The sequence below is a fragment of the Bradyrhizobium sp. 190 genome (assembly GCF_023073415.1).
Classification (GTDB): Bacteria; Pseudomonadota; Alphaproteobacteria; order Rhizobiales; family Xanthobacteraceae; genus Bradyrhizobium.
Genome location: NZ_JADPJL010000047.1, coordinates 48270 through 72486, shown reverse-complemented (window position 1 = coordinate 72486; position 24217 = coordinate 48270). Strand labels below are relative to the sequence as shown.

Annotated in this window: 19 protein-coding genes; 8 read left to right on the top strand and 11 right to left on the bottom strand. The window is 63.5% G+C overall.

Translation table 11 applies throughout. The annotated features are described in order from the left end of the window. Positions 1-30: 30 nt before the first annotated feature. Entirely contained in the window at positions 31-1293 is a 1263-nt protein-coding gene (locus IVB22_RS24725) for a DUF2157 domain-containing protein (RefSeq protein ID WP_247519863.1), read from the top strand. Continuing rightward, positions 1290-1904, top strand: coding sequence for a GDYXXLXY domain-containing protein (locus IVB22_RS24720; RefSeq protein WP_247519862.1), 615 nt, complete (start codon positions 1290-1292; stop codon positions 1902-1904). The genes IVB22_RS24725 and IVB22_RS24720 overlap by 4 nt, the downstream gene beginning before the upstream one ends. A 48-nt stretch (positions 1905-1952) precedes the next feature. On the opposite strand, the gene IVB22_RS24715 is transcribed toward IVB22_RS24720, so the two are convergent. The 6 genes from IVB22_RS24715 to IVB22_RS24690 form a co-directional block, all read right to left on the bottom strand. After that, positions 1953-2642 carry a response regulator gene (locus tag IVB22_RS24715; RefSeq protein ID WP_247519861.1) on the bottom strand — a complete coding sequence of 230 codons (690 nt, stop codon included), beginning with the start codon at positions 2640-2642 and terminating at the stop codon, positions 1953-1955. Next, positions 2639-5356 carry a sensor histidine kinase KdpD gene (locus IVB22_RS24710; protein ID WP_247519860.1) on the bottom strand — a complete coding sequence of 906 codons (2718 nt, stop codon included), beginning with the start codon at positions 5354-5356 and terminating at the stop codon, positions 2639-2641. The genes IVB22_RS24715 and IVB22_RS24710 overlap by 4 nt, the downstream gene beginning before the upstream one ends. 41 nt (positions 5357-5397) lie before the next feature. Next, the gene (locus tag IVB22_RS24705) at positions 5398-6000 is read right to left on the bottom strand and encodes a K(+)-transporting ATPase subunit C (RefSeq protein WP_247519859.1); all 603 of its coding nucleotides are present in this window, start codon (positions 5998-6000) and stop codon (positions 5398-5400) included. A 135-nt stretch (positions 6001-6135) separates the two neighbouring features. Then, the gene (gene kdpB / locus IVB22_RS24700) at positions 6136-8253 is read right to left on the bottom strand and encodes a potassium-transporting ATPase subunit KdpB (protein ID WP_247519858.1); all 2118 of its coding nucleotides are present in this window, start codon (positions 8251-8253) and stop codon (positions 6136-6138) included. Between the two features lie 26 nt (positions 8254-8279). After that, positions 8280-9983: a potassium-transporting ATPase subunit KdpA gene (gene kdpA, locus IVB22_RS24695; RefSeq protein WP_247519857.1), complete on the bottom strand. Its 1704-nt coding sequence runs from the start codon at positions 9981-9983 to the stop codon at positions 8280-8282. Positions 9984-10099: 116 nt separating this feature from the next. Then, complete coding sequence (locus IVB22_RS24690; RefSeq protein ID WP_016846764.1) at positions 10100-10189, bottom strand: K(+)-transporting ATPase subunit F; 90 nt, start codon at positions 10187-10189, stop codon at positions 10100-10102. Positions 10190-10693: 504 nt separating this feature from the next. On the opposite strand from IVB22_RS24690, the gene IVB22_RS24685 reads away from it, so the two are divergent. The 4 genes from IVB22_RS24685 (at position 10694) to IVB22_RS24670 (ending at position 12278) form a co-directional block, all read left to right on the top strand. Beyond that, positions 10694-11161, top strand: coding sequence for a hypothetical protein (locus IVB22_RS24685; protein WP_247519856.1), 468 nt, complete (start codon positions 10694-10696; stop codon positions 11159-11161). Between the two features lie 12 nt (positions 11162-11173). Next, complete coding sequence (locus IVB22_RS24680; RefSeq protein ID WP_247519855.1) at positions 11174-11443, top strand: hypothetical protein; 270 nt, start codon at positions 11174-11176, stop codon at positions 11441-11443. A 112-nt stretch (positions 11444-11555) separates the two neighbouring features. After that, a complete protein-coding gene (locus IVB22_RS24675; protein WP_247519854.1) occupies positions 11556-11849 on the top strand; it encodes a hypothetical protein in 294 nt (97 codons plus the stop codon). Positions 11850-11855: 6 nt separating this feature from the next. Continuing rightward, positions 11856-12278: a dihydrodipicolinate synthase family protein gene (locus IVB22_RS24670; protein ID WP_308200453.1), complete on the top strand. Its 423-nt coding sequence runs from the start codon at positions 11856-11858 to the stop codon at positions 12276-12278. Positions 12279-12534: 256 nt separating this feature from the next. On the opposite strand, the gene IVB22_RS24665 is transcribed toward IVB22_RS24670, so the two are convergent. Further along, positions 12535-12801 carry a hypothetical protein gene (locus IVB22_RS24665; RefSeq protein WP_247519853.1) on the bottom strand — a complete coding sequence of 89 codons (267 nt, stop codon included), beginning with the start codon at positions 12799-12801 and terminating at the stop codon, positions 12535-12537. A gap of 260 nt (positions 12802-13061) precedes the next feature. Here IVB22_RS24665 and IVB22_RS24660 point away from each other — a divergent pair, with 260 nt between their 5' ends. Continuing rightward, entirely contained in the window at positions 13062-14078 is a 1017-nt protein-coding gene (locus IVB22_RS24660) for a magnesium and cobalt transport protein CorA (RefSeq protein ID WP_247519852.1), read from the top strand. 111 nt (positions 14079-14189) lie between these two features. Further along, positions 14190-15341 carry a LysM peptidoglycan-binding domain-containing protein gene (locus tag IVB22_RS24655; protein ID WP_247519851.1) on the top strand — a complete coding sequence of 384 codons (1152 nt, stop codon included), beginning with the start codon at positions 14190-14192 and terminating at the stop codon, positions 15339-15341. 73 nt (positions 15342-15414) lie between these two features. On the opposite strand, the gene fdhF is transcribed toward IVB22_RS24655, so the two are convergent. From fdhF to IVB22_RS24635, 4 genes are all read right to left on the bottom strand, one after another. Further along, on the bottom strand, positions 15415-18180 hold the full coding sequence (gene fdhF / locus IVB22_RS24650) for a formate dehydrogenase subunit alpha (RefSeq protein WP_247519850.1): 2766 nt from the start codon (positions 18178-18180) through the stop codon (positions 15415-15417). Continuing rightward, positions 18177-19889, bottom strand: coding sequence for an NADH-ubiquinone oxidoreductase-F iron-sulfur binding region domain-containing protein (locus tag IVB22_RS24645; RefSeq protein WP_247519849.1), 1713 nt, complete (start codon positions 19887-19889; stop codon positions 18177-18179). Before IVB22_RS24645 ends, fdhF begins: the two co-directional genes overlap by 4 nt. A gap of 284 nt (positions 19890-20173) precedes the next feature. Continuing rightward, a complete protein-coding gene (locus IVB22_RS24640; protein WP_247519848.1) occupies positions 20174-21826 on the bottom strand; it encodes an OFA family MFS transporter in 1653 nt (550 codons plus the stop codon). A 384-nt stretch (positions 21827-22210) separates the two neighbouring features. Beyond that, positions 22211-24214 (bottom strand): HAMP domain-containing sensor histidine kinase, encoded by a 2004-nt coding sequence (locus IVB22_RS24635; protein WP_247519847.1) that lies wholly within the window; start codon positions 24212-24214, stop codon positions 22211-22213. Positions 24215-24217 lie beyond the last annotated feature (3 nt).

The window sequence follows — 24217 nt, the reverse complement described above, 5'->3', positions numbered from 1 at the left end:
GCCGGCCGGCGCACGGCCCGGTAAATCACGATGATGTTGGACCGGGCCTATCGGCAGCGCCTCGAAGCTGACCTTGCGCGATGGGAGGCCGATGGCGTGATCACGCCTGCAGCCCTCGCCGCGATCCGCGTTACACTTCCGCCGCTCGCGCCCGGCATCAACATCGCGGTGGTGGTAGCCATCGTCGGCGGGCTGCTGATCGCAGCTTCGTTTCTGGCTTTCGTTGCTGCCCATTGGATAGAACTCGCACGCCTGTTGCGTTTGGCAATTCTGCTTGCCGGCATCGTCAGTGCCCATGGCCTCGGCGCCTGGTTCGCCCGTGCGGGCCAGCCCGTCCTCGCCGACCTCTGCGCAAGCGTGGGCGCGATCGTCTTTGGTGCCGCGATCGCCCTGGTTGGCCAGATGTATCATCTGGGTGGGGACTTTGCGGGCGGCATGCTGCTGTGGGCGATAGGCGCGCTTGTGGCAGCGGCGCTTACCGGCTCGCGTGGCGCGCTCGCGGTTGCGCTGGTGGCGGCGTGCATATGGAGCAACATGCGCGTCTATGAAACTCATGACGCGCCGCATCTTTCGTTCGTGGTGATCTGGCTCACTGCCGGCGGCCTTGCGCTCGCCTGGAACTCGCGCGTGGCGGCCCACCTCGTCGCGCTGGCCGCGCTTCCCTGGTGGTTCGCGACAGCGCTTCTCGCCGACCCCGCATCGCCATACGTTCTCGCCGACGGCGCAGCCCTGCTGTTCGGTGCGGGATTAGCCCTTGCCGTGGCGCCATGGCAGAGGGCATCTTCCGCCGGAGCCGTCCTGTCGACCTATGGGGCTTTATCGTTAGCCGGCGTCGCCATTCTGGAGGCGGCAACGGCCAACGAAGCTTTCCGTGCCCACGCCGACGTCGTAAGCCACCCGCTTTGGGCGATTTCATGCGGCATCGCAGGAGCAATCTTCGCCTTTGGAGCGGCGGCGACGACGCGTCGGGCCGGCGCGGCCTTTGCCGCAAGTGCGATTGGGTTGGTCCTTCTCGCATCAGCAGTCTGGACGCCGCCGTACGCGGGGGAGCCATGGCGCGCATACGCCCTGGTGCTCTGCGCCATGATCTGCCTTGTCGCCTCCGCCATGCTTGATACTGCGCGCCCGCGGATCGTCGCCGGCTGGCTCGGGATCGCCGGCGTTATCGCGGCAATCACATGGACGGTGGAGGGTTCGCTATTGCACCGCTCAATGTTCCTCGCCGCGGCCGGGCTTGTCGCTGTTGCGCTTGCTTTGGTCCTGAATCGCTTGCTGCCGAGAACCCGCGAATGATCAATGCCTCCGCAACATCTCTCGCTGCACGATTGGCACGTATCCCCAAGCCCGTTCTGTTCGGCGCTGCCGCCCTCATTCAGATCGCGCTCCTGACGGTGATGATCATCGATCGCGTGCAAATTCTGCGCGAAGGAACGGAAGTAACCCTGCAGACCCGCCCTGTCGATCCGCGCGATCTCCTGCGCGGTGACTATGTTGTCCTCGGCTACGACATTTCGCAATTGCCGGCAGGCAAGCTCTTGGACCAGCCAACCGGTGCACGCAACCCGATGGTGTACGTAAAACTCGCGCCTGATCGCGACGGGCTCTACCAAGCGGTCTCGGTACATGCCGAACCCGTCGCGGTTACCAGTCCCGAGGTGCTGATCCGCGGCCGCGTCGCCGATGGCGCCACCTGCAAATCAAGTGGGCGCGCCTTCTGCGACAAGCTGCGGATTCGCTACAATCTCGAGAGCTATTTCGTCCCCGAAGGTGAGGGTCTCAAGCTCGAACAGCTCCGCAATCAGAGCAAGCTGACGGTGGTTGCGGCAGTCCTGCCGTCAGGACGCGCCGCCATCAAGCGACTCCTGATCGATGGCAAACCGGCATATGAGGAGCCGTGGTTCTAGCTTCCGCCTGTCCCGCGCAGCGATGCCGATCATGATCCAGAAGCCAGCTTAGTCTGGCGCACGCAACCGGTAGCCGATCCCGGTCTCGGTCAGCACGAATTGCGGACGCTCCGGATCGGTTTCGATCTTCTGTCGAAGCTGGCGAACGTAGACGCGCAGATATTGCGCATCCGTCAGTTCGTCCCACAGCTCCTTCAACAGAAAGCGATGGGTCAGCACCTTGCCGGCATGCTGCACCAGCACCCGCAGCAATTCATATTCTTTCGGCGAGAGTTTCACCTCGCGCTCGCCGGTCTTGACGATGCGGCGCACCAGATCGACGGACAGATCGCCTGATCGAAACACCGGCCGTTCGCCCTGCACCTGCAATTGGTGCCGCAGCGCCGCGCGCATCCGCGCCAGCAATTCGTCCATGCCGAACGGTTTTGTCAGATAATCGTCGGCGCCGAGGTCGAGCGCCTGCACCTTGCCGGCCTCGTCGCCGCGGCTCGACAGCACCACGATCGGCACGCTCTCATTGCGGCCACGGATCATGCGCAGCAAATCATGTCCCTGGATATCGGGCAGGCCCAGGTCGAGGATGATCAGCGCCGGTCCCTCGGCTAGCTTCTCCAGCGCGATCTTGCCGTTGGAGGCTTCCAGAATGTCGTAGCCTTGCGTGCTCAACCCCATCCGCAACAGCTTGCGGATCGGCGGCTCGTCGTCGATGACCAGAACCTTGATCGGGGACGCGTTCATGCGGCGGTATCCAGTGCGCTGTCGGTGGCCGGTACCGGTAGCCGAATGGCTATTACCGCGCCGCTGCGATCGGCGCGGTTGGCGGCCGAGATCGTACCGTGCATGGCCTCGACGAAACCGCGGGAGATCGCCAGACCAAGACCCGTTCCCGGACGGACATGGTCGCCCTTCTGCGCGCGATAGAACTTGTCGAACACACTTTCCAGTTCGGCCTGCGGAATGCCGTGCCCCTCGTCCACGATCTGCAGCAGCACCGACTCCCGATCCCGCACGCCCCTGATCGATATCGTCGTATCGGCCGGCGCGTATTTGGCGGCGTTGTCGAGCAGGTTGAACAGCACCTGTTCGAACAGCACGGCATCGAGCTCCAGCATCGGCAGATTGGGGCTGAGTTCCAGCGACACCTTGTGACGCACGAGGATCTTGCCGGCGCGGCGCAAGGCGCTGCCGACAATCTCGCCGATATCATGCCGCGCGGTGTTGGGGACGATCGCGCCAGATTCGAGCTTGGTCATGTCGAGCAGGTTGGCGATGAAACGGTTGAGCCGCTCGGATTCGTCGATCATGGTAGCGAGCAGTTCGTTCTTCTGCGTCTCGTTAAGGCCGGCGCCGAGATCGCGCAGGGTGCTGGCGGCGCCGAGCACCGAAGCCAGCGGCGTCTTCAGGTCATGCGAGATCGAGGTCAGGAGCGCGCCGCGTAGCCGGTCGGATTCCGACGTGCGCTTGACCCGGTCCATGTCCTCGACCAGCAGCACCCGCTCGATCGCGAGCGCACCCTGGTCGACCAGCGCATCCAGCAGGCGGCGCTGATCCGGCGTCAGCAAGGGGCCAGTGCGGTCGTCGTCGATGCCGATGACGCCGATCGCGCCGCGTCCGGTCCGCATCGGCAGGAACAGCCGCTTGGCGCCGGGCAAGGTGTCCGAGCCGCGCCCGGCGGGACGATCGTTGCTCCAGGCCCAGTTGGCGGCGGCGAGATCGGCCTGGTCGAGCTGATCTTCCGGCGGATAGCCTGACTTCACAATGAGCATGCCCTCTTCGGGCAGCAGCAACACCACCCGCACTTTCAGCATCAACGCGGTCTGGTAGGCGGTCGCCCACAGCACGTCATCCAGCGTTGCGGTGCCGGCCAGCTTGCGGCTGAAGGCATAGAGCGATTCGGTGGTGCGCACCCGGCCAATCGCGGTATCGGCCTGCGACCGCACGCGTGCCGCGACGTTGGAAACGAGCAACGCAATCAGCATGAAGAAAAAGAACGCCGCGACATTGGTGGGATCGGTGATGGTGAAGGTATAGACCGGCGGCAGGAAGAAGAAATTGTAGCACAACGACGCCGCAACGCTCGCTAACAGCGATGGCCAAAGGCCGAAGCGCGCGGCGACAGCGACCACCGCGGTCAGAAACACCAGATCGACGTTCTCGATGCCGCCGAACATGGGCCGGATCAACGTAGCGGCGGCAAGACCGATCGCAACGAACAGCAGCGCCATCATATAGGGCCGCGGATTGAAAGCTTCCTGCCGCGCCGCGGTCTGCACCGCCGTTTTCGCAACTCTCTCCTCGTCGCCGGCGATAACGTGGACGCTGATGTTGCCGGCACGCCGCACCAGATCGTGCACGACAGAACCGCGCGTCAACTCGAACCACCACGAGCGCGTCGACTTGCCGATGATGATCTGCGTGACGTTGTTGGCGTGCGCAAAATGGATAACGTCATCGGCAATGCGGCGGCCGACGCCGGGGATGGTCAGCGCCTCAGCCCCGAGCGCTTCGGCGAGCCGCATGGTGTCCGCCAGCCGGTCACGCTGCTCGTCGGTCAGTTGCAGGCTGCGCCGCGTCTCGATGCTGATCGCCGTCCATTGCGCATGCAGCCGGTCCGCCAGCCGCTTGGTGTAGCGCACCAGCCCGGCCGCCCGCGGGTCCTCGCTGACGCAGACCAGGATGCGCTCACCAGCGGCCCAGGGTCCGTCGATGGCGTTGGCCTGCATGTGGGTGAGCAACTGCTCGTCGACCCGTTCGGCAGTACGCCGCAGCGCCAGCTCGCGCAGCGCGGTCAGATTGCCCGGCGAGAAATAATGCTCCAGCGCGCGCTCGGCCTGCTTGGGGACATAGACCTTGCCCTCCTTCAGCCGCTGGATCAGGTCGTCGGGTGTGAGGTCGATCAGCTCGATGGCGTCGGCGCGATCGAACACCTTGTCCGGCACGGTCTCGCGCACCCGCACATGCGTGATCTGCGCGACCACATCGTTGAGGCTTTCGATGTGCTGGATGTTGACGGCCGTATAGACGTCGATGCCATGGGACAGCAATTCCTCGACGTCGAGATAGCGTTTGGGATGACGGCTGCCCGGGGCGTTGGTATGGGCGAGTTCGTCGACCAGCGCGATCTGCGGCCGCCGCGCGATCAGCGCGTCGAGGTCCATCTCCTCGAGCGTCTGCTCCTTGTAGGCGAGCCGCCTGCGCGGCAACACTTCGAGGCCCTTCAGAAGCGCCTCGGTTTCCGCCCGGCCATGGGTCTCGACCACGCCAACGACAACATCGGCACCGGCCTTCTTCCTGGCATGGGCGCTCTGCAGCATTTCGTAGGTCTTGCCGACGCCGGGGGCGGCGCCGACGAAGATCTTGAGCCGTCCCGCGCGGCTGTCCTCGCGCCGGGCCGCTTCCAGGAGGGCTTCCGGCGAAGGACGCTGTTCAGGGTCGCGGCGGGTTTGGACCATGCAGCAATATAGCCCTCACCCCTCGGCTGGCCTAGCGGGTCTCATTTTGAAGCCTCGTCCAATGCCAAATTCAACGCCAATACGTTAACGCGGGGTTCGCCGAGCAATCCTGCCATGCGGCCCTGGATGTGCTCCGTGACCAGCTGGCGGACCCGGGCTTCCGGAAGGTTGCGGGCCTTTGCCACCCGCGAGACCTGGAATAGCGCACCCTCAGGCGAGATATCGGGATCGAGCCCACTGCCGGAGGTGGTGACGAGATCAACCGGCACGGCGGCGGACGGGTTTTCGGCCTTCAGTTTCTCGACGTCTTCCTTGATCCGGTCGGCCAGCGCCTTGCTGGTGGGACCGAGATTGGAGCCGCCGGAATTGGCGGCGTTATAGGGCGCGGAGACCGTCTTGGTGGAATCGGCCGGGTCCGGCGCCGAGGTCGCTGACGGGCGGCCGTGGAAATATTTTTCGGTCTTGAACTCCTGCCCGATCAGCGCGGAGCCGACGACCTTGCCGTCCTTCTCGATCAGGCTGCCTTGCGCCTGCTTCGGAAAGATCGCGCCGGCAATCGCGGTCATGGCAAGCGGATAGGCAAGGCCGGTAATGGCCGTAAGCAAAAGCAGGATGAGGATGGCGGGGCGAATTTCTCTGAGCATTGTATGTCTACTTAGTTCTCTGTCATTGCCTGCGACAAACGTGAAGCGTTTGCGCAAGGGAGCGAAGCGACGAAGCAATCCAGCTTTTCTTCGTGTGGTGAGATGGATTGCTTCGCTTCGCTCGCAATGACGGGGTTAGGCCAGGCCCAAGGCCGCGGCCGCGAGGTCGATGGCCTTGATGCCGATGAAGGGAACGATGATGCCGCCGAGGCCGTAGATCAGCAGGTTACGGCGCAACAACGCGCCAGCGCCGACGGCGCGGTATGCCACGCCTTTCAGCGCCAGCGGAATCAGCGCGATGATGATCAGCGCATTGAAGATGATCGCCGACAGGATCGCGCTCTGCGGGCTGGCTAGATGCATGACGTTGAGCACCTCGAGCTGCGGATAGAACGCCAGAAACATTGCCGGGATGATGGCGAAATATTTTGCGACGTCATTGGCGATCGAGAACGTGGTCAGCGCGCCACGCGTCATCAACAACTGCTTGCCGATCTCGACCACCTCGATCAGCTTGGTGGGGTTGGAATCGAGGTCGACCATGTTGCCGGCCTCGCGCGCAGCCTGCGTGCCGGTATTCATGGCGACGCCGACATCGGCCTGCGCCAGCGCCGGGGCGTCGTTGGTGCCGTCGCCGCACATCGCGACCAATTTGCCCTTGGCCTGCTCGTCGCGGATCAGCTTCAGCTTGTCTTCCGGTGTCGCCTGCGCCAGGAAATCGTCGACGCCGGCTTCGGCGGCGATGGCGGCTGCCGTCATCGGGTTGTCGCCGGTGATCATTACGGTGCGGATGCCCATCCGGCGCAGCTCAGCAAAGCGCTCGCGGATGCCGCCCTTGACGATGTCCTTCAGGTGCACGACGCCAAGCAGGCGGCCGTCTTTGGCGACCGCCAGCGGCGTGCCGCCAGCTTTGGAGATATCGTCGGCGATTGCCTGGACCTCGCGTCCCGCTTCCGACATGACGCCCGATTGCAAGGCACGCACGGCATTCCCCGAGGCTACCGTGCGAACTGCGCCGCCGCCATCGACATGGGTCAGGATCGCGTCCACGGCGCCCTTGCGGACGGAGGAAGAGCCGGCATCGATGCCGCTCATGCGGGTTTGCGCGGTGAAAGGAATGAAGGTGGCATTGAGCTCCTTCATGTCGCGGCCACGGATGCCGTATTTCTCTTTCGCCAGCACGACAATCGAACGGCCTTCCGGCGTCTCGTCGGCAAGCGAGGCGAGCTGTGCCGCATCCGCCAGTTCCTGCTCGGTGACGCCACGGACGGGACGAAACGCCGTCGCCTGCCGGTTGCCGAGGGTGATGGTGCCGGTCTTGTCCAGCAGCAGCGTATCGACGTCGCCGGCGGCCTCGACCGCGCGGCCTGACATCGCCAACACGTTGAAGCGCACCAGACGGTCCATGCCCGCAATGCCGATCGCGGATAACAGCGCGCCGATGGTGGTCGGGATCAGCGTCACGAACAGCGCCACCAGCACCACCACCGAAATCGAGCCGCCGGCATAGGCCGCATAGCTCGGGATCGTTACGGTGGCGAACACGAAGATGATGGTGAGCCCCGCGAGCAGGATGTTGAGCGCGATCTCGTTCGGCGTCTTCTGCCGCTCGGCGCCCTCCACCAGCTTGATCATGCGGTCGATGAAGGTCGAGCCTTGCGCCGCGGTGATGCGGACGCGGATCCAGTCCGATAATACCTGCGTGCCGCCGGTCACCGCCGAGCGGTCACCGCCGGACTCGCGGATCACGGGCGCGGATTCACCCGTGATCGCGGCCTCGTTGACGGAGGCAACGCCTTCGATCACCTCGCCGTCGGAGGGGATGTTGTCGCCGGCCTCGACCAGCACGATATCGCCGACCTTGAGCGCGGTGCCCGGCACCAGACGAAAGGTCTTGTCCGATCCCGTCAGCAGCTTGGCTTGGCTCTCGGTGCGTGTCTTCTTCAGCGACTCGGCCTGCGCCTTGCCGCGGCCTTCGGCGACGGCTTCGGCGAAATTGGCGAACAGCACCGTGAACCACAGCCACAGGATGATCTGGAACGTGAATCCGAGATTTGCACCGCCGGTGACGAGGTCGCGCAGGAAAATAACCGTGGTCAGCGCTGCCACGATCTCGACCACGAACATGACGGGGCTCTTGATCATCAGGCGCGGGTCGAGCTTGACGAAGGCCGATTTGATCGCAGGTACCAGGATCTTGGGGTCGAGCATCGCCGACGCCGTCACCTTCTTCTGCAGTTTCATGGCTTCCATGGACGTAAACTCCGAAGAGGAATCGATCAGAACAGGGTGTTGGCATTCATTGCGAGGTGCTCGACGATCGGCCCGAGCGCCAGCGCCGGGAAGAAGGTGAGCCCACCAATGATCAGGATCACGCCGACGACGAGACCAACGAAAAGGCCACCGGTGGTCGGCAGCGTGCCGGCCGACGGCGGGATCGACTTCTTGGCGGCAAGCGAGCCCGCCAGCGCCATCGCCGGTACGATCATGAAGAAGCGGCCGACGAACATCGAACTGGCGAGCGTCAGATTGTAGAATAAGGTGTTGCCGGTCAGGCCTCCGAAGGCCGAGCCGTTATTGCCGGTCGCCGAGGTGAAGGCGTAGAGCACCTCGGTAAAGCCATGCGGGCCGGCATTGGCCATCGAGGCCACCGCCGACGGCAGCACCACGGCGACCGCGGTCCAGCCGAGATACATCAGCGGCAGTATCAGAATGGCAAGCATCGCCATCTTGACCTCGCGCGCCTCGATCTTCTTGCCGACGTATTCCGGCGTGCGGCCGACCATCAGACCGGCGACGAAGATCGCCAGCACCACGAACAGCAGCATGCCGTAAAGCCCGGCGCCGACACCGCCGACGATGATTTCGCCGAGCTGCATGTTGATCAGCGGGATCATGCCGCCGAGCGCGGTGAAGCTGTCATGCATGGCGTTGACCGCGCCGCACGAGGCCGCCGTGGTGATGACGGCGAAGAGTGAGGAGGCAACGATCCCGAAGCGGACTTCCTTACCTTCCATGTTGCCGCCGGACAGCCCGAGCGAGGCAAGCGTTGAGGTGCCGTTGGCCTCGGCCCAATAGGTGACAGCCACACCCGACAGGAACAGCACGCCCATCACGGCAAGGATCGCCCAGCCCTGCCGCTGGTTGCCGACCATGCGGCCGAACACGTTAGTCAGCGCCGCGCCAAGCGTGAAGATCGAGATCATCTGCACGAAATTCGACAGCGCGGTCGGGTTTTCGAAGGGATGCGCAGCATTGGCGTTGAAGAAGCCGCCGCCATTGGTGCCGAGCATTTTGATGGCGACCTGCGATGCGACCGGCCCGACCGCGATGGTCTGCTTGGCACCTTCCAGCGTCGTCGCCTCGACATAGGCCCCGAGCGTCTGCGGCATGCCCTGCCAGACCAGGAACAGCGAGTAGACGATGCAGATCGGCAGCAAGACATAGAGAGCGCAGCGTGTCACATCGACCCAGAAATTTCCGATGGTGCGCATCGAGGAGCGGGAGAAGCCGCGGATCAGCGCCACCGCGAGCGCAATGCCGGTCGCGGCCGACAGAAAATTCTGGTGCGTGAGACCGACCATCTGCGTCAGATATGACAGCGTGCTCTCGCCGCCGTAGTTCTGCCAGTTGGTGTTGGTGAGGAAGGAGATCGCCGTGTTGAAGGACAGATCCGGGGCGACGGCGGATTGCTCCGCCGGATTAAACGGCAACAGCGCCTGCAGCCGCATCAGCCCATAAATGATGAGGAAGCCGCCGACATGGAACAGCAGCATCGCGACCGTATAGGTCAGCCAGTGCTGCTCACGCTTTTCGTCGACGCCACCGATCCAGTACAGCCCGCGTTCGACCGGGCGCAGCACCGGGGACAGAAAGGTGGGTTCGCCGTTGAAGACGCGGGTCATGTACCAGCCGAGCGGTTTGACCAGCGCGATCACGATCGCGCAGTACAGGAGAATTTGAATCCAGCCGATGACGGTCATTGTCGGGAATCCTTCAGAATTTTCTTGTAGGCAGCAGCAGGCGAATGAACGCGATCAGAAGCGCGGAGGTCACGACAAACGCCAGGACGACTTCGACCAGCGTAAGCATGGCGGGCTCAGAAGCGCTCGGGCCGCAGCAATGCGTAGGTCAGGTAGAACAGCAGACCTAGCGAGACGAGACCGGCAAGCGAGTAATCGAAGATCATGGCCTTGCTCCTCTAGAGCCGTTCGCAAGCATAGGCGTAGCCGATGCCTGCCACGAAGAAGCCGAGCGCGAGCGCCAGCATGACAATGTCCAACATGGGAATGTTCCTGTGCGACGTGATCCGCGAACCGAATGGACGAGTTTTCGCGTCTTTACCGGGCTGAGGTGCCACCGGGCGCATAGGTTTTCGAGACGGGAGGGATAGCGACGTTATAGGATTCTCATAAAGATCCCGCCGTCGTCCCTGCGAAAGCAGGGACCCACAGCCACCGAAGGCCATTTTTGCGGAGATCCTCAGCCGCCCTGCCCTATCGAGAGAGCAACGCGGTATCGCGATGAGCGCGGAGCGCTCACGCGGGGGTCCCTGCTTTCGCAGGGACGACAGGCACTTTCCTTATGAACCCCCTATATCTCCGCCCCTCGCCTCCTCTCGTTTTCAAATGGCGTTATCGCCAGTTTGGGGACGCGGTTGCAGTGGCAGCCGCACCATAAGCGAGATCACGCCATGTCACTCCTATTAGAACAGCAAGCCCCCGCCGAACTCGGCGACCGGCTTCGCGACGCCGGTCGCGTCACGGCCGAATTCCTGTCCGACATTATCCGCGCTACCTGCCGCCGCTTTCCATCCAGCGGTCAAAGCAGCAAGACCGCCCGCATTGAGCGGCTGATCGAGCCGCAGGCATGGACCGACGCTGCGCTCGCGCTGATCGATCTGGAGCTGCCGCAATGGCAGATCCGCCGCCTCGCCTATGACGACGGCGAATGGTACTGCGCGCTGTCGCGCCAGCGCGAGCTGCCCGACTGGCTCGATCAATCGGTTGAAGCCCGCCACGCCGACCTGGCGCTGGCGATCCTGACCGCCTTCGTCGAAGCCCGGCGCATCAGCACGCCGCGGAGCCGGACCAGCGTCCCGGCCGTGCCGCAGGAAGCGACGACGTCGTATCAGCCGGTCTGCACCGACAACTTCGCCTGACGCGAGGCCTCCGTGCAGCATTGGCCGAACCTGCCGCAACGACTGCGATCGACCCAGGTCCTGGTCCGGTTTGGCCTCCGCCTGCTCGTCCTGGTCGCCTTCGCCGGCTTCGGCAGCATCGGATTGAAGCAAAGCCTGATGGCGCTATTCTGGATGGCCACGGTCCTCTGCGCCGCGATCGCCGGCATCCGGCAAGAACGGTTTCTCGATCGCGATCTCAACCATTGGGACGAGATGGCGGCCTACGGCGCGCTCTGCGCGCTCACCCGCGCCCTCGGCTGACCAATCACCGAAAAACGATTGCGATCCTATGCGGTCCTTATGAGATCGCTCGCGCACTCCGCTCGAATTCATATCCATCCGCAAAGATATTCAAGGGCACCTACCTCGTCTTGTGAAGGAATACCAACGTGAAGTCGTCGAACCTCCATCGTGCAGCGCCGCGTCAACCATCGTCTTTATCGGCCGGAACCGGCGCGGCCAGTGGGTCGCCCAGGAGCAGAACGGCCTCTATGGCGGCCTGTTCGTCAATCGCGCCCAGGCGCTGAAATACGCGCTGTTCGAGAACGGACATCACCCGGAGACCGTCATCGAATTGTCGCGCGAAATCGAACTCAACATGCATGACAGCCGATGCCCCGCCGATCGATCCGCCGGCAGCCGTATCGAATTCGGCCGGACTTCCTGAACCGCGATGACCGCATTGGCAAACCCGGCAAGTTGGCTTACCGGCTACATAGCCGACCTTCCGACCCCGTTCGACGAAGATGGCGAACTCGATCTCGACGCTTTCGCGGCGCTGTGCGAGCGACAGATCAACGCTGGTGCCTCGGCCATCGTCGTCGGCGAGACTGCCGGCGAGGCCCCGACGCTGACGGCTACAGAAAGGCTTCGTCTTATTCGCTGCGCCGCCAAGACCGCGCGAGGCCGCGCCCGCATCATTGCGGGCGCAGGATCCAATTCGACCGACCGCGCGATCGAGTTGACGATGCGGGCCAAGCGCGCCGGCGCAGATGCCGTGTTGTCGGTGGTGCCCTACTACAACAAGCCAATGCGGGCGGGCAGTTGGCAACAGTCAAGAAATTCTGCCTGGGCGCGCTTGCGATGCTTTCGGTAGGAGGGCTGCTCGCCGGACTGGTGGTGCTACGAACAGCGATCCATTTCTCGCGTTTCCATTATTGATCGGCACAGCGTCGCCCACCCCTCCGGCGAAGATCTGCTCAACCGCGCCGTGCTTCGCCCGCCACGCCGGTCCTGGACCACGCATGTAGTGAGCTTCCGGGCGATAGATCCTGACCGGCTCGTTACCAAACCAGGTCAGCAAGCGGGTTAGCGCGCGCAGCAATGATGCCGCCGATACTGATCGTCGCATGTCAGAAATCCCATTTCTCGCCGAGATGCAGCGGCTGACGCGGAATCCGGTCGCCATGCGCTTCCGGCTCGGGTTGGTGCGGGCGCGCCCACTTCGCACGCGTTGCAGCGTGCAGCCGCAATTCGTTGCGCAGCCGCCGGATCTTTGCGGCGGCGATCGCGCGATGAATTGTCTTCAGTGCGGTCCTCAGGCGGCGTACCGCGCGGCCGATGGAAAAGCCTCCCGCCGAGCCGTACCGCCGGTCATGGTGCGTGTAGAAAAGCGTCATGTTCGTCTTCCCAATGTCGGCGCGAAGCGCGCGCCGGATAAGCGAACATGCAAAGGCAGGCATAGGATTTCGAGAGGCCCGGCGTTCCTTTCGCATAGACGCGGCATAAAGATTGACAGGGCGCGCCAGCGGCATGGTCGAAGGAGCTTGCGGGAACATCGTCGCCCCGATCGCATTGACGGCGGATTCCATGGTGCTAGCTTCATTCGAAAACATCGCCGCGAAGCAAGGTTCGGCAACAATCATCGAGGGTGGAAGCCATGAACGTCGCATCGTCAGGCATTACGAAAACCGAGCCGATCGCCGCCGACGGCGTGGTCGCAGCCGGCGTCTACGTCGAAGGCCGGCGTGTCGCCAACATCGCCATCGATGAAGCCTCGAGCTGGCGCAGCAAGCCCGACCACGTGGTCTGGATCGGACTCCATGAACCCGATATCGCCGTGCTACGCCGCGTGCAGCGGCAGTTCGAGCTGCATGACCTTGCGATCGAGGATGCCGACCACGCCCATCAACGACCGAAGATCGAGCAATATGGCGACGCGCTGTTCATCGTCGCGCGCACCGCGCAGCTCGAGGGTGACAGCATCGCATTCGGCGAGACGCATCTGTTCGTCGGCGAAGGATATATCGTGTCGGTCCGGCACGGCGCCTCGACGTCCTACAAGCCGGTGCGCGAACGATGCGAAAGCTGCCCTCGGGCGCTGGCCCGGGGCGAGGATTACATTCTCTACGCCATCCTCGACTTCATCGTCGACAACTACTCCCCCGTGCTCGAAACCATTCAGGAGGAAGTCGAGGCGATGGAAGCGCAGGTGCTCGCCAGCGCCATGACGCAGGCGCAGATCGAGCGCCTCTATTTGCTCCGGCGCGACCTGCTGCGGCTGCGCAATGCGGTTGGGCCCCTGGTGGAAGTCTGCCGCCGGCTCGAGCATGACAATCTGCCGATGGTGCGATCCACGATGCAGCCGTTGTTTCGCGACGTCACGGACCACGTCCGGACGGTGCAGGAGCAGATCGATTCGCTTCGCGAGGTGCTGGCGTTTGCCTTTGAGGCAAGCCTTCTGGTCGGCCAGGCACAGGAGACCGCGGTGTCCAAGAAACTGGCGTCATGGCTCGCCATCATCGCAGTCCCGACGGCGATCGCCGGCATCTACGGCATGAACTTCAAGCATATGCCGGAGCTGGAGTGGCAGTATGGCTATTTTGGCGTAATCAGCACGATCCTGCTGGTATGCGCAGCCCTATTCTGGCGGTTCCGGCGCGTCGGCTGGTTGTAGGCTTCTAAGGCGCCGAAAAGACTGCATTTTCCGGGCGCAAACCAGTACCCACCCTGCTTAAGACGGTATAAACTACGGACGCGCCAGCGATCCGGCAGGCGGGTGAGCATCATGACTGCCATATCGATTAGCCGAATAGTCCTCCCCCTGGTGGCGGTTGTAGCCGCCGGTGGCGCCGTCTTCGCCATTCAGTACGTGCGCCGGGAGCCGCCGGCTGACACCATGGCTGCAACGACGGCGCCTGCGACCTCGAAGCCTGCAGCTGATACGCGAGTGGCCGCGCTCGCAACGGCCAAGTCGGAAGCAAACGCCGTCGTGGACGCGCTGATCGGATCACCCGCATCGCCCGAAAACAGTGACGGCGTGCCGACGTTCGACGTTGCCCGCATCGAGCCGACAGGCGACGCCGTCATCGCGGGCCGGGCGACGCCGGGCGCAACGGTGGAACTGCTGCGCGATGGCGAAGTGCATGACCGCGCGGTCGCTGATAAGTCCGGACAATTCGTCATGGTACCGCCCAAGCTTCCTTCCGGCACTTACGACCTGACGCTGCGCTCGAAACAGGCTGATGGCACGATGGCCACATCCAGGCAGCACGTGACGGCGGCGCTGGAGCCGAAATCGACTGACCGGCCGGTCGTAGCGCTGGTCACGCCGAACAAGCCCACCGTCGTGCTGTCGCAACCGGATGCGCCAAAACCGGCAGCCGGCGCAGTGGTCGTGGAGACGGTCGAGATCGAGCCGAGCGGCAAGTTCCATGCGAGCGGGCAGGCACGCGCCGGCGCGGCGCTGAGGCTTTATCTCAACGACAGCTTTGTGACGTCGGTAACGGCCGGCGCGGATGGACGTTTTGCAGTCACCATCAATGAAGGGGTCGGACCGGGCAGCTACCGTGTCAGGGTGGACGAGGCCTCGAGTTCCGGCACGGTCCGCGCACGCGCCGAGGTGCCGTTCAACGTTCCCGACACGACCGCGTCGTTGTCGGCGCAGGCCAGCGCGGCCAAGCGCCCGGACACAGCCGGTCCGCAACTGGCGGCCGCAGGGGCTACCGTTTTGCCGGACGGAAGCTCATCGCCCTCCACCGTGGTGGTGCCGAAGATCGCAACCACCACCGTCTCCCGCGGTGATAGCCTCTGGCGTCTCAGCCAGGTCACCTACGGCGCGGGCACGCGCTACGCCGTCATCTACAAGGCTAACAAGGGACAAATCCGCAATCCCAACCGGATCTATCCCGGCCAGGTCTTCGTCCTTCCCGCACAGTGAAGCGCGGACGTTGAGCCCCGGATATCGCTTCGCTCATCCGGGCTACTAGACCTGGCCGTCCGCAAGGACCGCGCTACTCCGCCGCCGACTGCAATTCCACCTTCTCCGCGCGCACGGCGCAGAACTTGAACTCGGGGATCTTGCCGAACGGGTCGAGCGCCGGGTTGGTCAACAGGTTTGCTGCCGCCTCCGCGTAGCAGAACGGCATGAACACCATGTTCTCCGGCACGTCGCGGTCAGAGCGCACCTTGACCTCGACGGCGCCGCGGCGGGTTTCCAGGCGGATGAAATCGCCGGGCCATACGCTGAGGCGCCGCATATCCTTTGGCGACATGAATGCCACCGCCTCCGGCTCGATCTGGTCGAGCACGCTGGCGCGGCGAGTCATCGACCCCGTGTGCCAGTGTTCGAGCACGCGGCCCGTCGACAGCACCATCGGATATTCGGTGTCGGGCACCTCGTCGGGGGCGATCACCTTGGCCGGCACGATCTTGCCGCGGCCGCTCGCGGTCGGGAAACCCGTGGTGAAGATGATCTCGTTGCCGGGCTTGTCCGAAGCGTCGACCGGATAGGTCACCGCGCCCTCGCGCACCAGCCGGTCCCAGGTGATGTTGTTCAGCGACGGCATCACCTGCGTCATCTCGGTGAACACATCGGCCGGACCGTCATAGTTCCAGGGCAGGCCCATGCGCTTGCCGATCTCCTGGATGATCCAGAGATCCTGCCGCGCGTCACCCGGCGGCCGGATCACCTCGCGCGCGAGCTGCACGCGGCGGTCGGTGTTGGTGAAGGTGCCGCTCTTCTCCGCAAAAGCCGAGGCCGGCAGGATCACGTCGGCATGGAACGCGGTTTCGGTGACGAAAAGATCCTGCACGACCAGATGATCGAGCATCGCCAGCGCACCGCGCGCGTGCTGCAGATCGGGGTCGGACATCGCAGGGTTTTCGCCCTCGATATACATGCCGGTGATTTCGCCGGCGTGGATCGCGTTCATGATCTCGACAACGGTCAACCCGCGCACCGGATCGAGGTCCTGATGCCAGAGCTTTTCAAAGGGCTCACGCAGATCGGTGCGCCCGACCGGCTGATAGTCCGGCAGGAACATCGGGATCAGGCCGGCGTCGGAAGCGCCCTGCACGTTGTTCTGGCCGCGCAGCGGATGCAGGCCGGTGCCGGGACGGCCGACCTGGCCTGTCGTCAACGCCAGCGCAATCAGGCAGCGCGCGTTATCGGTACCGTGGATGTGCTGGCTGATGCCCATGCCCCAGAAGATGATCGAGGACTGCGAGCGGGCATAGACCCGCGCGACTTCCTTCAGCGTCTCTGCGGGAATGCCGCAGATCGCTTCCATCTTCTCCGGCGGGAAATCCTTGATGCGCTCGGCGAGTTCATCAAAACCTTCGGTGTAGCCCGCGATATATTGCTGGTCGGTCAGCCCTTCGGTGATGATGGTGTGGAGCATCGCGTTCAGCATCGCGACGTCGCTGCCGGGCTTGAACGCCAGATGCCGCCAGGCGTGGCGCGACAGCGACTGCCGGCGCGGATCCATCACGATCAGCTTGGCGCCGCGCTTGGCTGCGTTCTTGATGTAGGTCGCGGCAACCGGATGGTTCACGGTCGGGTTGGCGCCGATCACGATGATGACTTCGGCGTCCATCGCCGCCGCAAACGGCGCCGACACCGCGCCCGAGTTCAACCCTTCCATCAGCGCGGCCACTGATGAAGCGTGGCACAGCCGCGTGCAGTGGTCGACATTGTTGGAGCCGAAGCCGGTGCGCACCAGCTTCTGGAACAGATACGCCTCTTCGTTCGAGCCTTTGGCGGAGCCGAAACCGGCCAGCGCCTTGACGCCCTTCTCGTCACGGATCTTGACGAGGCCCTTGGCGGCGATATCCAGCGCTTCTTCCCACGAGGCTTCGCGGAAATGCGTGAACGGATTGGCCGGATCGACCTGGTCGTTAGCGTCCTTCTTCGCATTCGGCAGCCGCACCAGCGGTTTTGTCAGCCGATGCGGATGATGGATGTAGTCGAAGCCGAAGCGGCCCTTGACGCAGAGACGGTTGTGGTTGGCCGGGCCGTCGCGGCCTTCGGCGTAGATGACCTTCTCGTCCTTGACCTGATAGGTGACCTGACAGCCGACGCCGCAGAACGGGCACAGCGAGTCCACCTTCTTGTCGGCATAGGTCACGCGGGTCTGGTTCTCGTCCAGCATCACCGAGGGCATGAGAGCGCCGGTCGGACAGGCCTGCACGCATTCGCCACAGGCGACGCAGGTAGATTCACCCATGGGATCGTCGAAGTCGAACACGATCTTGGCTTCGTGGCTGCGATAGGCCATGCCGATGACGTCGTTGACCTGCACCTCGCGGCAGGCGCGCACGCAGAGGCCGCACTGGATGCAGGCATCGAGATTGACGCTCATCGCGGGATGGCTGGTGTCGCCCTGCCAGCGCTCGGCGGCCGGGAAACGGCTCTCGGTCACCTCGACCTTCTCGGCCCAGTGCCAGAACTTCGAATCGGGATCGTGCGAGGTCTCGCGCGCCGGCTGGTCGGCGACCAGCAATTCCATCACCATCTTCTGCGCGGCGACCGCGCGGGCGCTCTCGGTCTTCACCTTCATGCCGACGCTTGGCGTTCGCTTGCAGGACGCCGCCAGCACGCGCTCGCCCTCGATCTCGACCATGCAGGCGCGGCAATTGCCGTCAGGCCGGTAGTCAGGCTCAGGCGAATAGCAGAGATGCGGGATTTCCTTCTGGTGGCGTTTTGCCACCTGCCAGATAGTCTCGCCCGCGTTGGCCTCGACTTGCTTGCCGTCGAGTTCGAACTTGATCTTGGTCATTCCGCAGCCTCTTTCGGCACGAACTCTTCCGGAAAATATTTGATCACTGACGTCAGCGGATTCGAGGCGGCTTGTCCAAGCCCGCAAATCGAGGCATCGCGCATCGCCTGGCTCAACTGGTCGAGCAACTCGCGATCCCAGACCGGCTTTTCCATCAGGATCGCCGCCTTCTGGGTGCCGACGCGGCACGGGGTGCACTGGCCGCAGCTCTCATCTTCGAAGAATTTCATCAGGTTCAGCGCCGCGCCCTTCACGCTGTCCTGCTCGGACATGATGACGACGGCGGCGGAACCGATGAAGCAGCCGTATTTTTCCAGCGTGCCGAAATCGAGCGGGATGTTGTCCATCGACGCTGGCAGGATGCCGCCCGATGCGCCGCCCGGCAGGTAAGCGTGGAAGGTGTGTCCATCCGCCATGCCGCCGCAGAATTCGTCAATCAGTTCGCGCACCGTGACACCCGCCGGTGCCAGCTTGACGCCGGGATTCTTGACGCGCCCAGAGACCGAGTAGCTGCGCAGCCCGACACGGTCGTTGCGGCCGTGGCTCTTCCACCAGTCGGAGCCTTTCTCAACGATGTCGCGCACCCAGAACAAAGTCTCGACATTGTTGATGAGCGTCGGCAGGCCGAACAGGCCGACCTGGAACGCATAGGGTGGCTTGTGCCGCGGCAAGCCGCGCTTGCCTTCAAGACTCTCGAGCAGCGCGGACTCCTCGCCGCAGATATAGGCGCCAGCGCCGCGACGCATGTGAATTCGCGGACCGCCTGCGGGCAGCTTGGCAATCTCGAGCGGAAGCAGCTTGAGCGCGGCAGGATATTCGTCACGCAGATAGATGTAGACGTCCTCCGCGTCGATGATATGCGCCGCAATCAACGTCCCTTCGAGGAAACGGTGAACGTCGCGGAGCAGATAGAAGCGATCCTTGAACGTGCCGGGCTCGCCCTCGTCGCCATTGACGGCCATCAGCCGGGGACCCGGCTCGCCCAGCACTGCCCGCCATTTGCGGCCGGTGGGAAAGCCGGCGCCGCCGAGCCCCCGCAGGCTGGAGTCGTCCAGAACTTTGAGAATGTCTTCCTTGCTGATCCGCCCCGCACGCAAGTCACTAAGCAGCTTGTAGCCGCCCTCGCTGACATAGGTCTCGTAATCGACGTAGGACGGGATGATTGGATGGGTCTCGCCCCGCGCCGCGGTATCGAGGACCTCGGCCGAAGTCGCATTGAGTACATAGCGGTGTCCGACTTCGGCGACCGGGGCACTATCGCAGAATCCGACGCAGGGCGCGCGCACCACGCGAATGCCAGGGCCGGACTTGTCCTGCAATTCGCTAAGCAGCTTTTCCGCGCCCATCATGGCGCAGGTGAGTGAGTCGCAGACGCGGATGGTCAGCGGCGCGATATCAGGCTCGCCTTCCTTCACCACGTCGAAATGCGCGTAGAAGGTCGCGGTCTCGAATACTTCCGCAAATGACAGCTTCATCTCGTCGGCCAGCGCTGCGAGATGCGCCGCCGAGATCTGGCGATACTTGTCCTGGATCAGGTGCAGGTGCTCGATCAGGAGATCGCGCCGCCGCGGCCGCTCGCCGAGCAGAAGCTCGATCTCGTGGGCGGCGGTGGGGTCAACCTGGCGCCCCTTGGGGGTCGCCTTGGCCCGCTTCCGTCCCGCGCCCGGATGTTCGAACGCACGGACCGTTTGTACGTCATGGACATTCATTGATACGTCTCGTTCTCTGAACCTGAATTAGATCGACTCTAATCTCTGGCATACCAGATGCCAAGCGAATTATGAGGCTGTGGCAAGGATTTACTTGAGCGGGACCGCGGAATCACCGCTCTCGACCCACGCCCGCTGTCTACACGAATGAGACCGCGAAATGACGGCAAGATCAATAAAGCCATCCCATGCTGCGATTGCGAAGACGCATCGATCGCTGCGCGGAACCCGGGTGAAGGTGCCGCGGGATACGCTGACTGGCGGCCCCGCGGCGTCCTCCGTCATCAAAGTATCTTGACGGCGCTTTCCAGCGTCTTCCACACGCCCCAGGCCAGCGGGGTGCCGACAAACGCCCAGAACAGCGCGGCCTTGGCGTCGAGCCCGCCAAATCCGATGCCATAGGAGCCCGACGGTCCCGATGCCCCCGCGGTCGCCGTTGCCGCCTGCAGCTTGGCGACCTCGGCATCGCTCATGTGCCATTTTTTATCGACCGGCTTGATCAGGTAGTTGCAGATCAGGCCCGCGATCAGCATGGCGCACAGGATGTACATCGTGGTGTTGTAGAGCTGGTCGCGCGGAACGCCGGCGGCAAGCTGGAACTCGCGGATGTAGTTCACGACCACGGGACCGATGATGCCAGCCGTCGACCAGGCCGTCAGCAGACGGCCGTGGATCGCGCCGACGAACTGGGTGCCGAACATGTCGGCGAGATAGGCCGGCACGGTGGCGAAGCCGCCGCCATACATCGACAGGATGATGCCGAAGCCGAGCACGAACAAAAGCTTCGAACCCATCGCGGCGAAGGTCGGCGCCAGCGCGTAGAGCACGATGCCGAGGATGAAGAACGTATAATAGGTGTTCTTGCGGCCGATCTTGTCCGACAGCGACGCCCAGAAGAAGCGGCCGCCGATGTTGAACAGCGAGAGCAGTCCGGCGAAGCCGGCCGCGATGCCGGCGATCGTCGCCTTCTGCGTGGCGTCGAGCTGGTTGAAGCCGACGTCGGGCAATCCGATCAGCTTGCCGGCGAAGATTTCCTGCAGCATCGGCGAAGCCATGCCGATCACGCCAATGCCCGCCGACACGTTGAGGCAGAGCACCCACCAGATCAGCCAGAATTGCGGCGTCTTGTGCGCGTCCTTCAGATGAACGTGGTTCTGCGAGATCATCGCATTGGCTTTTGCCGGCGGCGTCCAGCCCTCGGGCCGCCAGCCGGCCGGCGGAATGCGATAGCGGAACGCGCCGATCATCATGAACACGAAATAGATGACGCCCATTGCGACGAAGGTTTCCCAGACGCCGACCGAGGTCGGCGACTTGAAATAGTTCATCAGCAGGTTCGCCAGCGGCGCGCCGATCATGGCACCGCCGCCAAAACCCATGATGGCCATGCCGGTCGCCATGCCGCGGCGGTCAGGGAACCATTTCACCAGCGTCGACACCGGCGAGATGTAACCGAGACCAAGACCGATGCCGCCGATCACGCCCGAGCCGAGCCACAGCAACCAAAGCTGATGCGTGTAGATGCCGATCGCGCCGAGGAACAGGCCACCGCACCAGCACAGCGCCGAGACGAAGCCCGCCTTGCGCGGGCCGACGCGCTCGAGCCAGCCGCCCCACACCGCGGCGGCAATACCGAGCAGCACAAAGAACAGCGTGTACATCCAGCCCATGCTGGCGACCTTCCAGTCGCAGGTGGTGGTGAAGAGTTCCTGCACCAGCGTCATGTCGGAGCATACCTTCGGCGCGCTCATCCCGAGCGCGCGCGACAGCGGCAGCCAGAACACGCTGAAGCCATAGGCCATGCCGATGCAGAGATGGATGCAAAGCGCCGCCGGAGGCACCAGCCAGCGATTGAAGCCGGCGGTTGCGATTGTTCGCTCCTTGTCAAGGAGTCCGAGCGCACCTGATGGTGCAAGAGTGACATCGGCAGTGCTCATAGAAAAAACCTCCGGGTTCGTGGCCTTACCGGCACATCGGTTGGAAAGTTGGGGAATTGCGTGAGGTGAGCCGCGAAACGCCGATCGCTGTGCGTGCACGTGTGGCGCACACGCGACCGATCGGAGTTGGTCTCGAGGCAAAATCGTTTTGAGTGCGGTGCGAGCGCGTCAGGAAGACGCAAGCAGCGAACGACTTCGCTCGCGCTGTCGCCCCCTTTGCGACCGAACATCCGGCCATCGCGCCCCCTCCCCATTTCAACTCTTAGGTTGGAGGGACAGCAATCCGCGTGCCAAATGGCGCGATACGGAAAATCAATCACTTAGTGGAGGGATTCTCGCAGCCATGGACAAAATGTCCGGACGCGCCTTGGACAAAATGTCCGGTCAGCTCGCTTCCGGCAGCCATACGCGGAATGTGCTCCCCGCGCCGATCCGGCTTTCGACAGTGATATGGCCGCGTTGGCGCTTCACCAGCGTCTGACTGATGGACAGACCAAGGCCGGTGCCTTCCCGGCGTTTCGACGTGAAGAAGGGATCGAACACCTTGTCCATGACATCCGCGTTCATGCCGATGCCGGTGTCGGCCACTTCTACTGAAATGCCCGCGTTGCCGTCGCGATCGGCGTCGAACGAGCGGAGTGCCAGCGTGCCGCCGTCGGGCATGGCATGGATGGCGTTGACGATCAGATTGATCACCACCTGCTGAAGCTCGGTGCGATTCATCAGGACCAGGCGGCTCGCCCGATCTTCTCTCACTACCCTGATTTCAGTCTTGTTCAGGAGATGCTGGACCAGCGGCAAACAATCCTGAACGACGCTCCCCGGCGCGTGGCGCTCGATATAGCCGGCGTATTCCTCCGGTCGCGCAAACTGGAGCAGCTTCATGACGATCTGGCTGATGCGGTGAATCTGCTCATCCAGCAGGCGGAACTCGACCTTGGCCTTGTCGGCCTCGTCGCCGATCACGCTGCGGATGACGTCGAGGTTGCCCTGCATCACCGCGATCGGATTGTTGATCTCATGCGCCACGCCGGCGGTAATTTCGCCGATCGCGGCGAGCTTCTCGGACATGATGAGCTGCTTGGTAGTCGCCTCCAGCTTCAGATTGGCATGCTCGAGATCCCTGGTTCGCTCGCGGACCCGCGTATTCAACTCCTCGTTCCACTCGCGCAATTGCCGGTCGCGCTCCTGGATCTGGTCGAGCAGGGTATCGAGGTGAAACGCCACGCGGCCGATCTCGTCGCCCGACGCCGGCAATTTGGTGCGGGCGGACAGATTGCCACTCTCCACTTCGCCGATCGTCGTCGTGACGCGTTCGAGAGGCATGAATATCGACTGCGCCCAGCGCAGGAAGATCGGCACGGTTGCTGCCGTGATCACGATGAATGCGAGCGCGATAATCAGGAGCGTCTCAAACTTCGCGTCGTTGAACGGTTTCTGCAGAAACCCGACATAGAGCATGCCGACGCGCTTGCCATAGCTGTCGACGAGCGGCTCGTAGGCTGAAATGTACCAGTCGTTGACGACGAACGCGCTGTCTAGCCAGGTGCGTCCCTCACCCATCACTGCAGAGCGGACCGCTGCCGATACCCGCGTCCCCAGCGCGCGCCGTCCCTCGAACAGGCGGACGTTGGTCGAAATCCGCACGTCGTCCAGAAACAGCGTCGCCGTTCCCTGGCTGCCCTCCGGGAGGCTGGCCGACTGGTAGACGAGGTCGTTGATCGTATCGATGAACTCCAGATTCTGATTGAGCAGAATGCCCCCGACCAACGCAGCCGGCGCTCCCCCAGGGGTCGTCGCCCGGCTCGCCGCATGCACGACCATGCCGTGCGTTTCCGTGCTGCGATCGGTCGGCACCGCGTTCGGCGTCGGCACCAGATCGAGGCGCGCACGTTCGGCAAGCGCGGGCGAAATCGCCGCGAGCTCGTCATTGGTGAAGATGTCGATGCCGGCGGACGGCGCTTCCCCCGACAACGCCGAAGTAATGATCGGCCAATCGCGCTTTGGCCGTCCCGGAAACGCGGGTGACGAGGCGAGGATCTTTCCGCTCGAGTCCATCAGATAGAGAAAGTCGAGACCGAGCTCCTTGCGGGAAGTTTCGAGCAGGTCGGCCACGGCGGACAGCGGATCGTGCTCTTCCACATCGCGGAAGCGGGCGGAGAGGCCGAGTGCGCGGATCTGAACGCCGGTCTTTTCCAGAATGCGGGCCAGATACTGATGCGCGATGGTGAGATCGCCATTCACCTTCGAAATCAGCGTGGCGTCGAACCTCGCATTCCAGCGATAAATGGCGACCCCGAGCAGCAGCGGCAGGATGACCAGCATGGGCAGCAGCGCGATCGCCAGCAGCCGAAAACGAACGGAGCGCCCGCGCGCCGGCTCGTTCATGCT

Coding starts and splice junctions, on each gene's coding strand:
- IVB22_RS24725 (WP_247519863.1), top strand. CDS start 31: ATGATGTTGGACCGGGCCTATCGGCAGCGCCTCGAAGCTGACCTTGCG.
- IVB22_RS24720 (WP_247519862.1), top strand. CDS start 1,290: ATGATCAATGCCTCCGCAACATCTCTCGCTGCACGATTGGCACGTATC.
- IVB22_RS24715 (WP_247519861.1), bottom strand. CDS start 2,642: ATGAACGCGTCCCCGATCAAGGTTCTGGTCATCGACGACGAGCCGCCG.
- IVB22_RS24685 (WP_247519856.1), top strand. CDS start 10,694: ATGTCACTCCTATTAGAACAGCAAGCCCCCGCCGAACTCGGCGACCGG.
- fdhF (WP_247519850.1), bottom strand. CDS start 18,180: ATGACCAAGATCAAGTTCGAACTCGACGGCAAGCAAGTCGAGGCCAAC.
- IVB22_RS24640 (WP_247519848.1), bottom strand. CDS start 21,826: ATGAGCACTGCCGATGTCACTCTTGCACCATCAGGTGCGCTCGGACTC.
- IVB22_RS24665 (WP_247519853.1), bottom strand. CDS start 12,801: ATGACGCTTTTCTACACGCACCATGACCGGCGGTACGGCTCGGCGGGA.
- kdpA (WP_247519857.1), bottom strand. CDS start 9,983: ATGACCGTCATCGGCTGGATTCAAATTCTCCTGTACTGCGCGATCGTG.
- IVB22_RS24705 (WP_247519859.1), bottom strand. CDS start 6,000: ATGCTCAGAGAAATTCGCCCCGCCATCCTCATCCTGCTTTTGCTTACG.
- IVB22_RS24670 (WP_308200453.1), top strand. CDS start 11,856: ATGACCGCATTGGCAAACCCGGCAAGTTGGCTTACCGGCTACATAGCC.
- IVB22_RS24655 (WP_247519851.1), top strand. CDS start 14,190: ATGACTGCCATATCGATTAGCCGAATAGTCCTCCCCCTGGTGGCGGTT.
- IVB22_RS24645 (WP_247519849.1), bottom strand. CDS start 19,889: ATGAATGTCCATGACGTACAAACGGTCCGTGCGTTCGAACATCCGGGC.
- IVB22_RS24710 (WP_247519860.1), bottom strand. CDS start 5,356: ATGGTCCAAACCCGCCGCGACCCTGAACAGCGTCCTTCGCCGGAAGCC.
- IVB22_RS24660 (WP_247519852.1), top strand. CDS start 13,062: ATGAACGTCGCATCGTCAGGCATTACGAAAACCGAGCCGATCGCCGCC.
- kdpB (WP_247519858.1), bottom strand. CDS start 8,253: ATGGAAGCCATGAAACTGCAGAAGAAGGTGACGGCGTCGGCGATGCTC.
- IVB22_RS24635 (WP_247519847.1), bottom strand. CDS start 24,214: ATGAACGAGCCGGCGCGCGGGCGCTCCGTTCGTTTTCGGCTGCTGGCG.
- IVB22_RS24690 (WP_016846764.1), bottom strand. CDS start 10,189: ATGATCTTCGATTACTCGCTTGCCGGTCTCGTCTCGCTAGGTCTGCTG.